The sequence below is a fragment of the Devosia sp. genome (genome assembly GCF_014860165.1).
GTDB lineage: Bacteria > Pseudomonadota > Alphaproteobacteria > Rhizobiales > Devosiaceae > Devosia.
Window position 1 is genome coordinate 49,759 of record NZ_JACZKG010000015.1, and the last position, 14,533, is coordinate 64,291.

Below are 14,533 nucleotides of genomic sequence, written 5' to 3' on the forward strand. Positions count from 1 at the left end.
AACATATTTTCCACAGCCATGGCGCAACCGATTGCATTGCCCCTATATTGTCCCGGCATAAGCGACCCGATGCTGAGAGCGGGGCCGCATTCCCATGAAAAGACCTTGTTCGCAGAAATATTGATCGTCGTCGTCCTGACCATCGTCAACGGCCTGTTGGCGATGTCGGAGCTAGCAGTCGTTTCCGCCCGCCCCGCTCGCCTCCGCAACATGGCGGATCAGGGCAACAAGGGCGCCGCTACCGCCATCGAACTAGCCGAAGACCCGGGCAAGTTCCTGTCCTCGGTGCAGATCGGCATCACCCTTGTCGGCATCCTCTCGGGCGCCTTCTCGGGCGCTACGCTGGGCCTGCGCCTGACCGTCTGGCTCGAATCGATCGGCGTGGCGGACAATATCGCCGACGTGCTGGGTGTCGGCGTCGTGGTGGTGCTCATCACCTATATTTCGCTGATCATCGGTGAACTGGTGCCCAAGCAGATCGCCCTGCGCGATGCCGAGGGGGTGGCGGCGCGCGTCGCTCCGGCGATGAAGCTGCTGGCCGCCATCGGTTCCCCCATCGTCTGGATTCTCGATGTCTCCGGCAAGTTGGTGCTGCGCGTGCTGGGGCAGGGCGGGGAATCCGAGGAGCGGGTGACCGAGGAAGAGGTCAAGACCATCATTGCCGAGGCCACCACGGCCGGTGTGATCGAGAGCGACGAGCATTCGATGATATCGGGGGTGATGCGCCTTGCCGATCGCTCCGCGCGCGGCCTGATGACGCCGCGCCTCGACGTCGATGTGGTCGACCTGTCGGACGAGAGCGACGAAATCCGCCGCACCATCCTCAGCACCCACCGCTCGCGACTGCTGGTGCAGGATGGTGACGCCGATTCCATCATCGGCGTGGTGGCGATCAAGGACATTATCGGCGTCTTCGCCAACGGATTGCCGCTGGAAATCCGCAGATTCGTGCAGCCGGTTCCCGTCGTCATGGACCATGCCGACGCGCTGGACGTGGTGCGCGCTATCCGCAATTCCACCGTTCACATGGCCCTGGTCGTGGACGAATACGGCCATTTCGAAGGCATCGTGACCTCGGGCGATATCCTTGAGGTCATTACCGGCGTGTTCCAGGAGGAGACCGGCGACGATCCGGCTTTGGTCAAGCGCGAGGACGGGTCATACCTGGTGGCCGGCTGGATGCCTGTCGACGAATTCGGCGACAAGCTCAAGATCGCCATTCCGCGCGAGGCCAAATACGAAACCGTCGCCGGCTACGTGCTCTCCATCATCAACCGCCTGCCGGCAGTCGGGGAAACCTTCGAGTACAATGGCTGGAAATTCGAGGTGATGGACCTGGACGGCCGCCGCATCGACAAGGTGCTGATGACGCGGCTCGACTAGAGCGGCATTCCGAACCAGACCGCGCCTTCCGTGCGCAGCGGTGTGAAGCTCTTGCTCCAGAACGCGATACCGCCCGTATTGGTCGGGCTGGCGCCAAGGTGAATGCCCGCAACGCCGGCACCCCTCGCTTGGTCGATCCAGCGCTGCAGCAAGCCCGTGCCGATCCGCTGGCCACGCAGGCGCGGCAGCAGGTTCATGTGGATATGCGCCGGATACTGCGCCACGATATCAGCCGGCGTGACATGCGGCTCGCGGATAACCTCGATGCGCTGGCGGTCGGCCGGCGTCAGGTCGGCATCGGGAACCTGCGCGTAGCGTTCGCGCAGGGCGGGCCACCACTCGCGCTCCAGGCGGGCTGAGAAGGCGTCGGTGTCATGGGTGCCCACCACATAGCCGGCGATGCCCTCGTCATCTTCGGCGACGAACACGTTTGACGGCTCCAGCACGCAATAGGGCGCTACATAGATATGGCCGATCAACTGCCCGTGCTTGTGCAGCGGAGTTGCATCCTGGCCGGAATCGCCAGTGCGCAGGCAGATATCGTAGAGCGCGTCGAGATCGCCCTGGCGGTAGGCACGCAGCTCGACCATCAGATATCCTCGAAAGCGCCGGTCTCGACGTTGAAGAGCCTGCCGTTTTCCTTCACCGACGGGCTGACCAGGTCGATCAGTTGCGGCGCGATATCGTCGGGCTTGGGCAGCGTCTCGGGGTTCTCCCCGGGCATGGCCTTGGCCCGCATCGCCGTACGCACCGCGCCCGGATAGAACACGTTGACCTTGACCTTGGTCTGCGCCACTTCGCCGGCATAGGCCTTGGCCATGGCGTCCACCGCGGCCTTGCTGGCAGCATAAAGCCCCCAGAACGGCCGCGCCGACCGGGCGGAGGATGACGAGACGAACACCACCCGGCCCGCCGCCGATTGCCGCAGCAACAGGTCGGTGGCGCGCAGCAGGCGATAATTGGCCGTTACGTTGACGGCCATTACCTTGTCGAAGTCTTCCGGCTTCACATGGGGCAGGGGGCTGAGGACGCCCAGTTGCCCGGCATTGGCGACCAGCCCGTCCAGCATGCCCCAGCGCTCGAAGATAGCCGCGCCGAGCCTGTCGATGGCATCGCCGTCGCGCAGGTCGAGCGGCACCAGCGTAGCTGAAGAGCCCAGATCCTGGATTTCGTCATCGAGTTCCTCGAGCCCGCCCACGGTGCGGGCCACGGCCACCACATGGGCGCCGCGCCGGGCCGCCTCGATGGCGGCGGCATAGCCGATGCCCCGCGAGGCGCCGGTGACGAGGACGACCTTGCCGGCCAGATCCTGGCCGGTTCGATCCTGTGTTCCAGCAGCCATTAACCGGCCTCTTTGAGCAGGGAAACTTGTTTCGGCTCGTTCTTGGCGCGGCCGTTGAGATCGGTCAACTGCGTCGGATAGTCGCCCGTAAAATAGTGGTCGGTGAACTGCGGTGCCACATTGTTGCGCTTCTCGCCACCGACCGCCTCGTAGAGTCCGTCGATCGACAGGAAGGCAAGCGAGTCCGCGCCGATGAATTCGCACATCGACTGCAGGCTCTTGTGCTGGTTGGCCAGCAGCTTTTCCGGGTCTGGCGTGTCGATGCCATAGTAATCCGAATAATAGATCATCGGGCTGGCGACGCGGATATGCACTTCCGTCGCCCCTGCGTCGCGGATCATCTGCACGATCTTGAGCGACGTGGTGCCGCGCACGATGGAATCGTCGATCAGCACCACGCGCTTGCCCGCGATCTCCGCCCGGTTGGCCGAATGCTTGAGCTTGACGCCAAAGGCGCGGATCGACTGCGTGGGCTCGATGAAGGTGCGGCCCACATAGTGGTTGCGGATGATGCCCAATTCGAACGGGATGCCGCTGGCCTGGGCGTAGCCGATGGCCGCCGGCGTGCCGCCATCGGGCACCGGCACGACCACGTCGGCCTCGACGGGCGCTTCCTTGGCGAGGTTCATGCCCATGCGCTTGCGCGCCGCATAGACGCTGCGGCCGGCCACCATGGAGTCGGGGCGGGCGAAATAGACATACTCGAACAGGCACGGCCGTTCCGGCTGCGGCCGCGCTGGCTTGCGCGCCTCGATGGTGATCGAGCCATCGGGCTGCAATTCGCAGACCACGACCTCGCCGTTTTCGACGTCCCGGATGTACTTGGCGCCGATCATGTCGAGCGCGCAGGTCTCCGAGCAGAAGATCGGCTTGCCGTCGAGTTCGCCCATTACCAGCGGGCGGATGCCGATCGGGTCGCGCGCCGCAATCAGCTTGGTGCGTGTCATCGCCAGCATGGCATAGCCACCCTCCATCTGCCTGATGGCATCGATGAAGCGGTCGGTTGAGGATGTGTGGCGCGAACGCGCCACCAGGTGCAGCACCACCTCGGTATCCGACGTCGACTGGCAGATGGCGCCGGTGGCGATGATCTGCCGGCGCAGCGTCAGCCCGTTGGTGAAATTGCCATTGTGGGCAATGGCAATGCCGCCATCTTCGAGCTCCGCGAATAGCGGCTGCACATTGCGCAGCGCCACTTCGCCGGTGGTCGAATAGCGCGTGTGGCCCATCGCCATCGAGCCGGGCAGCTTGGCCAGCAAAGCCGGGTCCGTATAGTGGTCGCCCACCAGGCCCATGCGCTTTTCGGTAAAGAACTGGCGCCCGTCAAAGCTGACGATGCCAGCCGCCTCCTGCCCGCGATGCTGCAGGGCATGCAGGCCCAGCGCCGTCAGCGTCGAGGCGTCGCTATGCCCCAGAATGCCAAACACGCCGCACTCTTCGTGCAGCGTGTCGCCTTCAAGATCATCGAAAGAATCATCGCTCGGATGGTTCACCGGGCTCTCCATGCCAATGCTGCCTCAACCGCAGGCTAGAGCGTTTTCAGCAAAAGTGGACACCACTTCTGCGTTCGAAAACGCGCCTCACAAATGCGCGCCGCCAATGGCGACGGGGCCATGATGTGAGTGGGTTTACCACCCCATAGCCCATTTTTCGGTTCCAGACCAATGCCTCGCAAGGCGGTCAGGGTTGTGGCGAGCGCGGCGCGCTCACCACTTTATGATCAGGTCTGCGTCGCAGGGACGGCCGCGGGGGGCGTCGGCACCGCGGCCGGCTGCTCGATCGTGCCGTCCTCCGTGGCGTCCGTACCTTCTTCGACCGGCACGGCTGGCGACTCGGCATCATCGGTCAGGCCCGTACCACCCTGCAGCATGTCGGTGACCTGCTGTTCCAAGCCCTCGGGCAGCAGCGAAATCAGTGTCTGGCCCATGCTCTGCAAGTGCGGCAGCGTCTGCGACTGCGCCGCCCAGCTCGGCAGGTTGTTGGGCAACAACCATGTGCCGAAAATAGTGATGACGATGGCGATCAGGATGCCGCGCAACACCCCGAACACGAAACCGAGCGTCCGGTCGATCGGGCCGACGCGGCTGTCGACGACGAAATCGGCAATGCGCATGGTGAGCAGGTGCAGCACGATCAGCGCCACGATGAAGGTCACTACGACCGTCGCGATATCGGCCACGATCTGCTCGGCGATATACTGTCGGGCGATATCGGGGTGATACTGCCACATATAGATGGCGATGGCGGCCGAGCCGGCCCAGGTGGCCAGCGACAGCACTTCACGGGTCAGGCCGCGCGCGGTGGCGAGAATCGCCGAAATCAAGACAAGAACGCCGACGCCGACGTCGAATGCGGTCAACATGGATCTGGGCCCGCCCAATGCAAGTTCTGCCCCCGTTTAGCCGCTTCTGCCGTCAAAGCCAAGCGGTGCGGGGATGAAGCGACCGCGATGTTCACGAAAACGATAAACGCGACACACGGCCCCTTGTCATTTTAGGCGATTGCCCGGTCCTGGACCATCTCACCAGACCCCGGAGTCGCCCGGCCAAGGCTGGCAATAACCGGTGCCCTTGCGCTAGACTGGCGGCATGAACAGCAAGAACAACCAGCGCCTTTACGCCATGAGCGTGGCCAGCGTTTATCGCCTCTACCTGGAGAAGGTGGAGAGAAAAGGCCGGACCAAGGCCGAGGTCGATGAAGTCATTCGCTGGCTCACCGGCCACTCCCAGGAGTCGCTGGACCGCGAACTGGCCAACAAGACCACGTTCACCGACTTCTTCGCTCAGGCACCGCGACTGAATCGGGCGCGGTCCCTCATTACCGGAGTCATTTGCGGCGTCCGTATCGAGGAGATCGACGAGCCGCTGATGAAAGAGATCCGCTATCTCGACAAGCTGATCGATGAGTTGGCCAAGGGCCGTCCCATGGCCAAGATCCTGCGCCAGCCGGTAGAGACTTAACGTCGATTATCGCGCCGATCGTGCGCGCCTTCCGGGCTATCCGTCATCGTCATCACCCGGCTTGTCCGGGTGATCCATCTCTCGGCATGAGTGGAGGCGGTGGATTGCCCGGACAAGCCGGGCAATGACGGCGGAGCTATGGATGGGGTTGGAGGAAGGGGCCGCCTACCATTCGTCCCGTTCCGGCTCGCGGGGCGTCCCGGCCGCCGCTATCCGCCCCACCAGTTCGGACAGGGTGCTGAACTCGGAGACGTCGAGCCCCGACGTCCGGTCCGCCGTGCCCAGCCGGCCCGTCGACACCGATTTGAACCCCAGCTTCTGCGCCTCGCGCAGCCGCAGCGAGCCATGCGCCACCGGCCGGATACCGCCCGCCAGCGAAATCTCGCCGAAATAGACCGCATCGGTCGGCAGCGGCGAATTGGACAGCGACGAGATCAGCGCCGCCGCCACCGCCAGGTCTGCTGCCGGCTCGTTGATCTTCAGCCCGCCCGCCACGTTGAGATAGATGTCGTTGGCGCCGATCCGGACGCCGCAGCGCGTTTCGAGCACGGCCAGCACCATCGAGAGGCGCGAGCTATCCCAGCCCACCACGGCGCGCCGCGGCGTGCCCAGGGGAGAGGGCGCCACCAGCGCCTGGATTTCGATGAGCAGGGGACGGGTCCCCTCCATGCCGGCAAACACCGCCGAGCCGGCCGCGCCTTCGTCGCGCTGGTCGAGAAACAGCGCCGAGGGGTTGGCGACCTGTTCGAGCCCCAGTTCGGTCATGGCGAAGACGCCGATCTCGTCGGTAGCGCCATAGCGGTTCTTGACGCCGCGCAGGATGCGGAAGGTATGGCTGGCATCGCCCTCGAAATAGAGCACGGCGTCCACCATGTGCTCGACCACGCGTGGCCCGGCGATCTGCCCGTCCTTGGTCACATGTCCCACCAGCACCACGGCCGCGCCACTCTTCTTGGCAAAGCGCGTCAGCGCCTGTGCCGAGGTGCGCACCTGCGTCACCGTGCCGGGCGCGCTGTCCACCCGGTCGGTCCACAGCGTCTGGATGGAATCGATGATCACGAGGTCCGGGGCAGGGCCGTTCTCGAGCGTGGCGAGAATGATCTCCACATTGGTCTCTGCCGCCAGCATCACATTGGCTTCGCCCAGCCCCAGCCGCTGCGCCCGAAGCCGCACCTGCGCCACCGCCTCTTCGCCCGAGACATAGACGACCCGCTTGCCCTTGTTGGCCAGGGCGGCCGCCGATTGCAGCAGCAGCGTCGATTTGCCGATCCCCGGATCGCCACCCACCAGCAGGGCCGAGCCCTTGACGAACCCGCCGCCGGTCACCCGGTCGAGTTCGCTGAGGCCGGTAACAACGCGCGCGGCGCTCTCGGTCTCGCCCGAGAGCGGCACCAAATTGGTCGGACGGCCATTGGCCTTGGCAGATTTGGGCCCCGCGCCAACACCGCTATCGGTGATTTCCTCGACAATGGTGTTCCAGTCGCCGCAGGCGTCACAGCGCCCCTGCCACTGCATGGTGACCGCACCACAGGCCTGGCAGATAAAAGAGGATTTGGATTTGGCCAAGGCGGACACTCGTGGGAGACTCACCTCTGTGTAGTTGAGGCGGGGCAGGGGTTCAAGAACAAAAAGAGAACCTCCCGCTCCTGCCTCCGCCGCGGTATGAGGTGAAGACGGGCGCTAGCCTACGCGCGCCGCGGCTTTCTCCGCCAGTCCGCGCACAGTGTTCCAGTTGCGGGCGGTCACTGTGCCCGATTTCTTTTCGATGATGACGGGCAGGCGCGACGACGATACCGGGGTGATATAGTCAACGATCAGATGCGTGCCCTCGACATGGATCGTCTCCGGCCCCGCATAGTCGCCGATCCACCCGAAGTCCGGTCGCGCTTTGGCGAAGAAATACACGGCGAGCGCCTGCGGGTTGGCGACGGCAGCGTCGGGCAGCGGGTTGGCGGCGAGCAATCGCTGCATTTGCCGCGCTGTGCGGACGACGGCCGTATTGCCCGGCCCGAGGCCAAGTCCGATGACGATTTCGTTCATCCTGCCCGACACGTCGGCGATGCCAAGCTCGCTCTCGACGATCATATTGCCCGTGGCGACATAGGTTTCAGGGTTGATGAATCCAGCAGCGGTGACCGCCTCGCGCCACTGCGCCATCGACATGATCTTGTGCGTTATCGGGCCGATGGCGCGGAGCAGAACGACGTAGGTGGTCATTGCCAAAGCTACCCCGGCGGCAGGTTTCCGTCGCCGACATAGTTCCGGCTGTACCGCCCCTTGAGCGAGGTCAGGATTTCGTAGCCGATCGTGCCGCCAGCATCGGCCAGGTCATCCACGCCCAGCAGGTTACCCAGCACTTCGGCGCCTTCGCCGGGATTGGGGATGTTGTCCGGCCCCAGTTCGGTAATGTCCACCGTCACCTGGTCCATCGACACCTTTCCGATCACCGGGCACACCTTGCCGCGGATCACCACCTTGCCGCCCGGCCGGGTATTGCTGGCCGAGAGCGAGCGCAGGAAGCCGTCGGCATAGCCGTGGGACAGGATGGCCAGCCGGCTGTCGCGCGACAGGGCATGGCTGGCGCCATAGCCCACGGTTTCCCCGGTGCGCGCTTCCTTCACCTGCACGATCGGTACATGCAGCGTCACCACCGGCGCCATCGGGTTCTTGCGGCCATTCACGGCTCGCCCGCCATAGAGGGCGATGCCCGGGCGCACCATCTGGAAATGATAGTCCCGGCCGGTCATCATCCCGGCCGAATTGGCAAGCGAGGCCGGAATGCCGGGGAACTGGGTCATCACCGAGCCGAACAGCGCCAGTTGCGTCCGGTTCTTCTCATGGCTGGGCTGGTCGGCACAGGCCAGGTGGCTCATCACCATCTGCGGCGCATAGCCGAGGGCCTGGATACGGTCGCGCACTAGGGTCGCCTCGTTGAGGCGGAAGCCCAGCCGGTTCATGCCGGTGTCGAAGTGGAAGGCGGAAGGATAGGCCTCGTTGCGCTCAAGGCACTTGGCCAGCCATTCCTCCAGCATCGCCATCGAGGAGATGATCGGCATCAGGTTTTGCCGGATATAGAGGTTGGCCGCGCCCGGATAGAGCCCGTTGAGAATGAAGATGTGGGCATCGGGCACCGCCGCGCGCACCGCCATGCCTTCGTCGGGCGTCGCGGTGAAGAAGAAGCGCGCGCCGGCAGCATGCAGGGCCTTTGATGCCATGGTGATGCCGGTGCCATAGGCGTCGGCCTTGACCACGGCACCTGTCAGCGCTCCGGCGCTCACCTTGTCCAGGGCCCGCCAGTTCCGGGCCAGAGCCCCGAGATCGATACTGAGTTGCCCCCCGAGGCCGGACGTCAGCGCCATGCCTATTCCATGCGCTCGGGGAGGTATTCGGCGCGTGCGAGGTTGCCGAAGCGCGTGAACTGCGCCTCAAAGCTCAGCTGCACGGTGCCGGTGGGGCCGTGGCGCTGCTTGGCGATGATGACTTCGGCCTTGCCGTGCACCTTTTCCATTTCCCCTTGCCAGGTCATGTGCTCTGGCGTGCCCTCTTTGGGCTCCTTGTTCTTGAGATAGTACTCTTCGCGATAAACGAAAAGCACCACGTCGGCGTCCTGCTCGATAGAGCCCGATTCGCGCAAGTCTGCCAGTTGCGGATGCTTGTCGTCGCGCGCTTCCACCTGACGCGACAGCTGGGATAGCGCCACAATGGGCACTTCCAGTTCCTTGGCCAGGGCCTTGAGCGTGGTGGTGATTTCGGTCAGCTCCTGCACGCGGTTCTGGCTCGAAGCCTTGGACGAGCCGCTCAGCAGTTGCAGGTAGTCGATGACCAGGAAATCCAGGCCCTTCTGCCGCTTCAGCCGTCGTGCACGGGCCGCCAGCTGCGCCACGCTGATGCCGCCGGTATCGTCGATATAGAGTGGCAGCTTGCTCATCATGTTGGAGACGTCGACCAGCTTGGAGAACTGGCTGTCGTGGATGCGGCCACGCCGGATATCGGAAGAAGAAATCTCGGCCTGTTCTGCCAGAATTCGTGTCGCGAGCTGCTCGGAGCTCATTTCCAGGCTGAAGAAGCCAACAATGCCACCATTGACGGTCTTGTTGTGCCCGTCCGGCGTCACCTCCCCCTTCCAGGATTTGGCGACATTGAACGCGATATTGGTGGCCAGCGACGTCTTGCCCATGGCGGGGCGGCCGGCCAGGATGATCAAGTCCGACTTCTGCAACCCGCCCATCTGCCGGTCGAGGTCGTCAAGCAGCGTGGCGACACCCGAAAGGCCGCCATCGCGCTGATAGGCTTCGCCGGCCATCTGGATCGAGGCACTAAGGGCGCTGGAAAAATTCTGGAAACCGCCATCGTAGCGGCCTTTTTCGGCCAGCTGGAACAGCTCGCCTTCAACCTTCTCGATCTGCTTGACCGGCGTCATCTCGACGTCGGATTCATAGGCGACCTGCACCATTTCCTCGCCGACGAGGATCAGGTTGCGGCGGATGGCCAGATCGTAGATGGCCTGCCCGTAATCGGCCGCGTTGAGCACGGTGGTGGCTTCAGCCGCCAGTCGCGCCAGATATTGCGCCATGGTGACATCGGGCAGCAACTGGTCGGGCAGGTGGGTCTTGATCGTGGTCGGATCGGCCGATTTGCCGGCGCGGATGATCTTGCCCGCCAGCTCGTAGATATCGCGGTGGATGGGCTCGTAGAAATGCACCGGCTCGAGGAAATCGGACACCCGGTAGAAGGCGTCGTTGTTCAGCAGAATCGCGCCCAGCAGCGCCTGCTCCGCCTCAACGTTGTGAGGGGCCAGACGAAATGATTTGTCTTCGGCCGGATGGAGCCGCGCGATCTCTGCCATGATGCCTCTGGGAACCGTTAACCTTTCTTAACCACGCGACGCGGGCCAGAGTCTTGGCCTATCCGCCCGGTAGTTAACGTCAGCTGACCGGCCCCTGTGAACACTGTGGACAACGGGGAATGTGACAGCCTGACCTTGCATGTCAGCAAGGCAGGAGAATGGCGCGAGTCGCCGGCTCACCCAAACAAAAAAGGCCGGGCACAGGGCCCGGCCTCTTCAATCCAGTAACGGGATGGCTCAGACGGCTTCGTCGTCGAAGCGGTCGTCCTGGCGGGCATCCTGCTGGCCGGCAGCGAAGTCGCCTTCGACGTCGTCGTCATACTGGGTGACCGTGACGTCTTCACCGGCGCTCTGGCGCGCGGCCTCGTCGGTCGAGCGAGCGACGTTGACGGTGATCGACACGGCGACTTCGGCATGCAGGTTCAGCGCGACGGTGTGGACGCCAACCGACTTGATCGGATCGGCGAGGTCGACCTGCGAGCGCTGGATGGTGAAACCATCGGCGGCCAGGGCTTCCACGACGTCGCGCGAGGCGACCGAGCCGTAGAGCTGGCCGGTTTCGCCGGCCTGGCGGATGATCACGACTTCGCGGCCATTGAGGCCTTCGGCAATGCCGGCAGCTTCGTTGCGGCGATCGTCGTTGCGCTTCTCGATGTGAGCGCGCTCGGCTTCGAACTTCTTGCGGTTGGCTTCGGTGGCGCGGAGCGCCTTGCCCTGCGGCAGCAGGTAGTTACGGGCGAACCCGTCCTTGACTGCAACTTCGTCGCCGATCGAGCCGGTACGGCCCACGCGCTCGAGGAGAATGACTTTCATTTCGAAATTCCTTGTGGCTGTCCCGTCTCATGGACGGTTAGGAGAAGCGGACCATCCGCTTCCCCAGCGATTTTTTGCCTGAGGGGCATGGTGGTGTGGCGCGCTGCACCTCGTTCCACCGTCACCACCCGGCTTGTCCGGGTGGTCCATTCTTGGCTCCGAGCCCGTGGATTGCCCGGACAAGCCGGGCAATGACGAGTTGGGGCTATGCGAGCTTACTGCACGGCGTAGGGCATGATGCCGATGAAGCGGGCGCGCTTGATGGCCTGGGCCAGTTCACGCTGCTTCTTGGCCGAAACGGCCGTGATGCGGCTCGGCACGATCTTGCCGCGCTCCGAAACGTAGCGGCTGAGCAGGCGCACGTCCTTGTAGTCGATCTTTGGCGCGCCTTCGCCCGAGAACGGGCAGGTCTTGCGGCGACGCTGGAACGGACGGCGGGCCTGGGCGGTGGTAAGGTCTTTGATTGCCATAGCTTTTATGTCCTTGAATTAGAAACGACGCGGACGGCGTTCGCCGCCGAAGCCACCACGGTCGCCGCCGCGATCCGGACGCCCGCCTGCGCGGTCGCCATCACGGTCGTCGCGATCGCGCTTCTGCATCATCGCCGACGGGCCTTCTTCCAGCTCGTCCACGCGGACGGTCATGAAGCGCAGGATGTCTTCGTTGATGCGCATCTGGCGTTCCATTTCGGCAACGGCCTGGGGCGCTGCGTCGATGTTCAGCAGGGTGTAGTGCGCCTTGCGGTTCTTGCGGATGCGGTAGGAGAGACCCTTGAGGCCCCAATATTCGTTCTTGGTAACCTTGCCGCCGCCATTGGCGAGGACTTCGGTCAGCGCAGCGGTCAGTTCCTCGACCTGCTGCTGGGAAACGTCCTGGCGAGCCAGGTAGATATGTTCGTAGAGGGCCATGAATGCGCCTTCCTTCGTGGTTTCAAACACAGCAATGCCTGGCGCGGAGCCTCCTTGAAGCCGGAAAGGGCATCAAAGCAGTCTTGCAAAGAGCGGGAACACGGGAGGCCGGGCAATTGCCCTATTCATCGTTCATTCAAACGACAAACCCTCCGTTCAGCCCCCGGCCAAACGAATTGCTGGCGCGGCTATAGGTCAAACTGCCGGCAAAGGCAAGCGCGAGCGGCAATTGATCTGGCGCAAGCCGCGAGGAGCAGGGCGCGTTAACATCGCGACACATCGCCGAAAGGACGCCGAATGGGCAAGATCAACGTCTCCTGGCACGAGGCCCACAAGATGCCGGACAACCCGTCCGAACAGCAGCGCGCCGAGTGGCACTACGGCCACGCGCTCAACTGCGGCTGCCGCAAGGTCACGCCATCCATTCAGGCCTTGCTCGACAGCCATGGCTACACGCTGCCGGCGGACGCGCCGGGTCTTGCATCTGGCGTACAGCACTGAAGTCCTGCGCCCGGGTTTGGTCTGGCGAACGAAAGCCGGGCAGGTGGCACGCTAGCCCGGCTCACTGGTGCTGGTGGATCAGTTCGGCTCGTCGCCGACGGCCAGGATATTGCCTTCGGAATCCTTGAACCAGGCGGCGTGGAACTGCCCCATCGTTGCGATGCCGTTGACGGTCTTGAGACCAGGCATGTCGTAGTCCTCGAACTTCACGCCATGCCGGCGCAGGTCCTGCACTTCGGCCTCCACGTCGTCGGTGGCGAAGGACAGCAGCGTATTGGGCGCCTTGCCCGCATTGGGCGTGGGATACAGCAGGAAGCTGGTGCCGCCGCCGAGCTTGTACATGCAGCCCATCTCGTCTTCCATTGCCGGGGTGAGGCCGAGCTTGTCGCGATACCAGGATTTTGCACGGTTCATGTCTGCAGCCGGGATGGTTGCGTAGGCACGATGATCTGTGAGCATAACTTCCTCCCTTTCTGAGAGCCTGTCACATCCGGGAAAATACGCCTCCGCCGGGCGCGTGTAAAACGCAAAGAGCCCTCTACCGGCCCATCATCCGACGTTCGATGAAGTCCATCGCATCCTCCACGCCGCGCTCGCTGCGGATGGCGGCTCCAAGCTCGGCAGCTCGCTGTCGCATGGTCGGTGCCTCCATGGCCCGAAACGCGCCGGCAAGGTCGTCCACAGTCATCTTGCGCTTGTCCAGCGCCGACGGACCGACGCCGAGCTCCGTGACGCGCCGTGCCCAGAATGGCTGGTCCCCAATGAATGGCACGATCGCGGTGGGCTTGCCGGCGCGCAAGGCCGCTCCCGTCGTTCCGGCGCCTCCATGATGCAGCGTTGCCTGCATCAGCGGAAACAGGCGGTCATGTGGTGCGCCGGCAATGAAGTGCATGTCTGCCAGCCCCTCCAGCCGTTGCAGGGCGCCACCCGCCGTGGCGATCAGCCCGCGCTTGCCCGCCTGCCGCAGGCCCTCGACCACCATTGCCGTCAATTGCTCGGGCGCCACACCCGGCATGCTGCCGAACCCGACATAGACGGGCGCGTCGCCTGCGGCGAGGAAAGCGGCTAGTTCTGCATCAGGCTTCCAGTCCAGGCTGTCGAGAAACCAGTAGCCGGTGACATCAACATCGGTCCCCCAGTCATCCGGCCTGGGCAGGACATGCTGGCTATAGGCGTAGAGGGTTCCGGTCAGAAGCGGCAGCGTCCCCTTCCTGGGCAGGCCGAGCGTGGTTTCGCGCCAGGCGCCGACCGTGCTCGAAAACAACGCATTGCCGCCATGGATCATCAATGCATGGCTTGGCCGGTTGAGTGGCCCCAGATTGGCAAATGGCAGGATCGGCGTGGGGAAGGCTGCGGTTGGCGTGAAGCCGGGCAGGGGAGAGGCCAGCAGCCGCGCCGCCCCCAGTCTGGCCGCAATATGCGGCGCCCCCAGTGCCTTGGGGTGGTAGAGGATCGCGTCGGGCCTGAATTCGCTAGCCGCCGCCCATTCAGCATCCAGCAATTCACCCATCAATGCTCGATAGTGCTTGAGCAGCTTGAACCCGGCGCCGAAACCCGCCCCGGATTTGCCGATGGCGTCCTTGGCCTCCTGCGAGTCCAGCAGGTCGAGAAACGCCCCCGGCAATGCAGCAGAGCCGATGCCTTCGGCCTGGGCCATAGCCGCAAACTGCACCGGCGCTACGACCAGCACTTCGTGCCCCCGACCGCGCAGCCCACGCGCCAGCGCCAGGTATGGCTGCATGTCGCCGCGCGTTCCCAGCGTATGGATGGCAAAGCGCAT

The 14,533-nt window shown here is 64.0% G+C and carries 16 protein-coding genes; 3 read left to right on the plus strand and 13 right to left on the minus strand.

The window, feature by feature from the left end:
• Window positions 1–120: 120 nt before the first annotated feature.
• A complete protein-coding gene (locus IH615_RS03735; RefSeq protein ID WP_291360115.1) occupies window positions 121–1,383 on the plus strand; it encodes a hemolysin family protein in 1,263 nt (420 codons plus the stop codon).
• On the opposite strand, the gene IH615_RS03740 is transcribed toward IH615_RS03735, so the two are convergent.
• From IH615_RS03740 to IH615_RS03755, 4 genes are all read right to left on the minus strand, one after another.
• Window positions 1,380–1,973, minus strand: a complete 594-nt coding sequence (locus IH615_RS03740) for a GNAT family N-acetyltransferase (RefSeq protein WP_291359912.1) — start codon at window positions 1,971–1,973, stop codon at window positions 1,380–1,382. The two genes, IH615_RS03735 and IH615_RS03740, sit on opposite strands and share 4 nt — an antisense overlap.
• The gene (locus IH615_RS03745) at window positions 1,973–2,725 is read right to left on the minus strand and encodes an SDR family NAD(P)-dependent oxidoreductase (protein ID WP_291359914.1); all 753 of its coding nucleotides are present in this window, start codon (window positions 2,723–2,725) and stop codon (window positions 1,973–1,975) included. The genes IH615_RS03740 and IH615_RS03745 overlap by 1 nt, the downstream gene beginning before the upstream one ends.
• The gene (gene purF / locus IH615_RS03750; RefSeq protein WP_291359916.1) at window positions 2,725–4,230 is read right to left on the minus strand and encodes an amidophosphoribosyltransferase; all 1,506 of its coding nucleotides are present in this window, start codon (window positions 4,228–4,230) and stop codon (window positions 2,725–2,727) included. Before purF ends, IH615_RS03745 begins: the two co-directional genes overlap by 1 nt.
• Window positions 4,231–4,445: 215 nt before the next feature.
• Entirely contained in the window at window positions 4,446–5,087 is a 642-nt protein-coding gene (locus tag IH615_RS03755) for a CvpA family protein (RefSeq protein WP_291359918.1), read from the minus strand.
• Window positions 5,088–5,313: 226 nt separating this feature from the next.
• Here IH615_RS03755 and IH615_RS03760 point away from each other — a divergent pair, with 226 nt between their 5' ends.
• The gene (locus tag IH615_RS03760) at window positions 5,314–5,685 is read left to right on the plus strand and encodes a DUF2200 domain-containing protein (protein ID WP_291359920.1); all 372 of its coding nucleotides are present in this window, start codon (window positions 5,314–5,316) and stop codon (window positions 5,683–5,685) included.
• Between the two features lie 165 nt (window positions 5,686–5,850).
• Here the strand turns inward: IH615_RS03760 and radA are convergent, their stop codons facing one another.
• From radA to rpsF, 7 genes are all read right to left on the minus strand, one after another.
• Entirely contained in the window at window positions 5,851–7,251 is a 1,401-nt protein-coding gene (gene radA, locus IH615_RS03765; protein WP_291359922.1) for a DNA repair protein RadA, read from the minus strand.
• A 114-nt stretch (window positions 7,252–7,365) separates the two neighbouring features.
• A complete protein-coding gene (locus IH615_RS03770; RefSeq protein WP_291359924.1) occupies window positions 7,366–7,902 on the minus strand; it encodes a DUF1697 domain-containing protein in 537 nt (178 codons plus the stop codon).
• Window positions 7,903–7,910: 8 nt separating this feature from the next.
• Window positions 7,911–9,044, minus strand: a complete 1,134-nt coding sequence (gene alr / locus IH615_RS03775) for an alanine racemase (RefSeq protein ID WP_291359926.1) — start codon at window positions 9,042–9,044, stop codon at window positions 7,911–7,913.
• A 2-nt stretch (window positions 9,045–9,046) separates the two neighbouring features.
• Window positions 9,047–10,531: a replicative DNA helicase gene (locus IH615_RS03780; RefSeq protein ID WP_291359928.1), complete on the minus strand. Its 1,485-nt coding sequence runs from the start codon at window positions 10,529–10,531 to the stop codon at window positions 9,047–9,049.
• A gap of 237 nt (window positions 10,532–10,768) precedes the next feature.
• A complete protein-coding gene (rplI, locus tag IH615_RS03785; RefSeq protein ID WP_291359930.1) occupies window positions 10,769–11,344 on the minus strand; it encodes a 50S ribosomal protein L9 in 576 nt (191 codons plus the stop codon).
• 215 nt (window positions 11,345–11,559) lie between these two features.
• Window positions 11,560–11,808 carry a 30S ribosomal protein S18 gene (gene rpsR / locus IH615_RS03790; protein ID WP_092180862.1) on the minus strand — a complete coding sequence of 83 codons (249 nt, stop codon included), beginning with the start codon at window positions 11,806–11,808 and terminating at the stop codon, window positions 11,560–11,562.
• A 24-nt stretch (window positions 11,809–11,832) separates the two neighbouring features.
• Window positions 11,833–12,252 (minus strand): 30S ribosomal protein S6, encoded by a 420-nt coding sequence (rpsF, locus tag IH615_RS03795; RefSeq protein ID WP_291359931.1) that lies wholly within the window; start codon window positions 12,250–12,252, stop codon window positions 11,833–11,835.
• 297 nt (window positions 12,253–12,549) lie between these two features.
• Between rpsF and IH615_RS03800 the strand changes: the two genes are divergently transcribed.
• Window positions 12,550–12,753: a hypothetical protein gene (locus IH615_RS03800; RefSeq protein ID WP_291359933.1), complete on the plus strand. Its 204-nt coding sequence runs from the start codon at window positions 12,550–12,552 to the stop codon at window positions 12,751–12,753.
• Between the two features lie 78 nt (window positions 12,754–12,831).
• On the opposite strand, the gene IH615_RS03805 is transcribed toward IH615_RS03800, so the two are convergent.
• The gene (locus tag IH615_RS03805) at window positions 12,832–13,212 is read right to left on the minus strand and encodes a VOC family protein (RefSeq protein ID WP_291359935.1); all 381 of its coding nucleotides are present in this window, start codon (window positions 13,210–13,212) and stop codon (window positions 12,832–12,834) included.
• Between the two features lie 79 nt (window positions 13,213–13,291).
• On the minus strand, window positions 13,292–14,533 hold the full coding sequence (locus IH615_RS03810; protein WP_291359937.1) for a glycosyltransferase: 1,242 nt from the start codon (window positions 14,531–14,533) through the stop codon (window positions 13,292–13,294).

Coding starts and splice junctions, on each gene's coding strand:
- IH615_RS03755 (WP_291359918.1), bottom strand. CDS start 5,087: ATGTTGACCGCATTCGACGTCGGCGTCGGCGTTCTTGTCTTGATTTCG.
- rpsF (WP_291359931.1), bottom strand. CDS start 12,252: ATGGCCCTCTACGAACATATCTACCTGGCTCGCCAGGACGTTTCCCAG.
- IH615_RS03740 (WP_291359912.1), bottom strand. CDS start 1,973: ATGGTCGAGCTGCGTGCCTACCGCCAGGGCGATCTCGACGCGCTCTAC.
- rplI (WP_291359930.1), bottom strand. CDS start 11,344: ATGAAAGTCATTCTCCTCGAGCGCGTGGGCCGTACCGGCTCGATCGGC.
- alr (WP_291359926.1), bottom strand. CDS start 9,044: ATGGCGCTGACGTCCGGCCTCGGGGGGCAACTCAGTATCGATCTCGGG.
- IH615_RS03770 (WP_291359924.1), bottom strand. CDS start 7,902: ATGACCACCTACGTCGTTCTGCTCCGCGCCATCGGCCCGATAACGCAC.
- IH615_RS03810 (WP_291359937.1), bottom strand. CDS start 14,533: ATGCGCTTTGCCATCCATACGCTGGGAACGCGCGGCGACATGCAGCCA.
- IH615_RS03745 (WP_291359914.1), bottom strand. CDS start 2,725: ATGGCTGCTGGAACACAGGATCGAACCGGCCAGGATCTGGCCGGCAAG.
- IH615_RS03805 (WP_291359935.1), bottom strand. CDS start 13,212: ATGCTCACAGATCATCGTGCCTACGCAACCATCCCGGCTGCAGACATG.
- IH615_RS03760 (WP_291359920.1), top strand. CDS start 5,314: ATGAACAGCAAGAACAACCAGCGCCTTTACGCCATGAGCGTGGCCAGC.
- IH615_RS03800 (WP_291359933.1), top strand. CDS start 12,550: ATGGGCAAGATCAACGTCTCCTGGCACGAGGCCCACAAGATGCCGGAC.
- purF (WP_291359916.1), bottom strand. CDS start 4,230: ATGGAGAGCCCGGTGAACCATCCGAGCGATGATTCTTTCGATGATCTT.
- IH615_RS03780 (WP_291359928.1), bottom strand. CDS start 10,531: ATGGCAGAGATCGCGCGGCTCCATCCGGCCGAAGACAAATCATTTCGT.